The sequence below is a fragment of the Streptosporangium sp. NPDC006013 genome, from assembly GCF_040614275.1.
Lineage (GTDB): Bacteria > Actinomycetota > Actinomycetes > Streptosporangiales > Streptosporangiaceae > Streptosporangium.
The window spans coordinates 1-2,074 of sequence record NZ_JBEXUE010000861.1; the positions used below are offsets into that span (position 1 = coordinate 1).

Below are 2,074 nucleotides of genomic sequence, written 5' to 3' on the forward strand. Positions count from 1 at the left end.
AGGGCGTCGACGGCCGCGACCTTGCCCAGCAGCGGCGGGAACCGCTCCATCACCCGGGCCAGCTCGCCCAGGTCGCCGTCGACCAGTGCCGGGGACGCCTCCGGGGACGTCCTCCCGGACGCCGTGGCAGACCGCGCACTCCACGTACACCTTCGCCGACGGGTCGGTGTAGGCGGACCGGTGGGTGCGGAGCCGGGTCACCGTGCCCCTGCCGAACACGGCGGCGGCGAAGTGGTCGAGGGTCTTCTTCAGGTCGACCATGGTGAGCCCCAGGTCGACGGCGAGGCCCTCGACCTGGTTGAACACCGGGCTGTGGATGGTGTCGGCCGCGTCGGGACGGAAGGCGCGGCCCGCGCAGACCAGCCGGAGCGGCGGGGTCCTGCCGAGCATCGCCCGCACCTGCGCCGGTGAGGTGCGGGTACGCAGCACGAGGCCCGACCTCCCGCCGGGCTCCGCGGGGTCTTCGAGGTGGAAGGCCCGGTCGGGGGTGCGGCCGGGATGGTCGCCGTCCATGTTGAGCGCGTCAAAGGCGAACCACTCGGCCTCGACCTCGGGTCCCTCGACGATGCGGTAACCAAGGTCGAGAAAGACGTCGGTCATCTGCTCGGCCATGACGGTCACCGGATGCCGGGCCCCGCGCGAGTCGTGCGGCGCGCTCCCGGCACGTCCGCTGGATGCGCTCCTCATTGACTGTGCTGCCTCTTCCTGTGTGAGCGCGCTTTCCGCGCTTCCCCGAGACGGTCAGGCGAGAGCCGCGGGTCACCCTTCGCGGGGATACGACGGCACGCGACCGGACGACCTCGCACGTGAGACCGGAGGTCGCCTTCGGGAAGGGGATCCGCGTCCGACGTCCGTCACGGAGCGCCGGGGTTCACGCGCGACCTCGAACGTTCGCCACGCTGGGTGTTTGAACAACTACTCAAAGTTATTATCTGGCCAACGGTGAGTCAACACGCCACCGGGTCGGCAATGCGGGTTCGAGAGGACGGCCGTTCCGTCAGGGGCAGGTCATCGGCGCGTGTCCGCTTCTTTGGGAAGCGGATTCCCGGGGCCAGCCGAACGCCGCCGGGTGATGTCGACGGCAGCGGATCGTCGGGCCGGGACCGGCGACCGCCGCGCATCCGGCTCTCACGTTCCGCCGAGCAGGTTCCAGACGTTCTCCTGCTCCCGGGGTGCGGAGGCGTCGTCCTGGGCGGCCTTCAGGCCCAGGGCGGACAGGATCATCGGGAAGGAGCTGCGGAACTCGCGCTCCCAGTAGGGCCAGCTGTGGGTGCCGTCCCGGTACAGGTGCACCACGGGCCTGATGCCGTGGAAGCGGAGCTTGGCGATCAGGTCCCTGGCCGTGTAGGCGGAGATCGGCTCGCCGAGATGGGCCGGGCTCCAGGGGACTCCCGGCGGGTCGAGTTCGCCCAGCCTGCTGGTCGTGCCGCTGGAGATGTAGATGCTCACGCCGCGCAGGTTCCTGGCGTGGGCCGCGGGGTCGTTGGCCCTCCAGACGTCCCGGTTCCTGAGCGGATCGCCCCACAGCGCCTGCGGATCCTGTCCCTCGGAGGCCTGTGCGTTCATGATGAGCTCGGGGATGCCCGGCAGGCGGGTGGACATGACGCCGCTGTAGGCGCCCACGAAGCGGAACATCCCCCGATGCAGCGCGGCGTACTTCATCGCGCCGTACGCGCCCATGGAGAGTCCCGCGACGGCGCGGCGGCTTCCCGCGCGGTAGCCGGTCTCCAGCAGGCGGCGCACCTCGGACGTGTGGAAGGTCTCCCAGCCGGGTGCGCCTCCCTTGCCCTTGTTGTACCAGTTCGAGTAGTTACCCGCCCGGCCCGCCTCGGGCATCACGATGATCGCGTCCATGTCCTCGGCCATGCTCGCGATGCCGGTCATCCGGGTCCACGAGGTGTAGTCGTCGGCGCCGCCGTGCAGCAGGTACAGGACCGGCCAGGTGCGGCGCGCGCCCTTCGACCAGCCCTGGGGCACCAGGCCCGCGCCTCAAGCCCCCTCCTTCAGGAGGGGGTCGTTGACGCGGTTCTCCTCTGGTCTGGTCCCTCGCCGGGGCGCTGGGGTCGACATCGCG

General features: G+C 70.7%; 1 protein-coding gene and 1 pseudogene. Both read right to left on the reverse strand.

The genetic code is table 11. From position 1 onward, the window contains the following. A pseudogene (locus tag ABZ260_RS50400) lies at nt 1-687 on the reverse strand (hypothetical protein); the annotation flags it as partial. Between the two features lie 441 nt (nt 688-1,128). Beyond that, a complete protein-coding gene (locus ABZ260_RS50405; RefSeq protein ID WP_355632910.1) occupies nt 1,129-1,977 on the reverse strand; it encodes an alpha/beta hydrolase family protein in 849 nt (282 codons plus the stop codon). Nucleotides 1,978-2,074 lie beyond the last annotated feature (97 nt).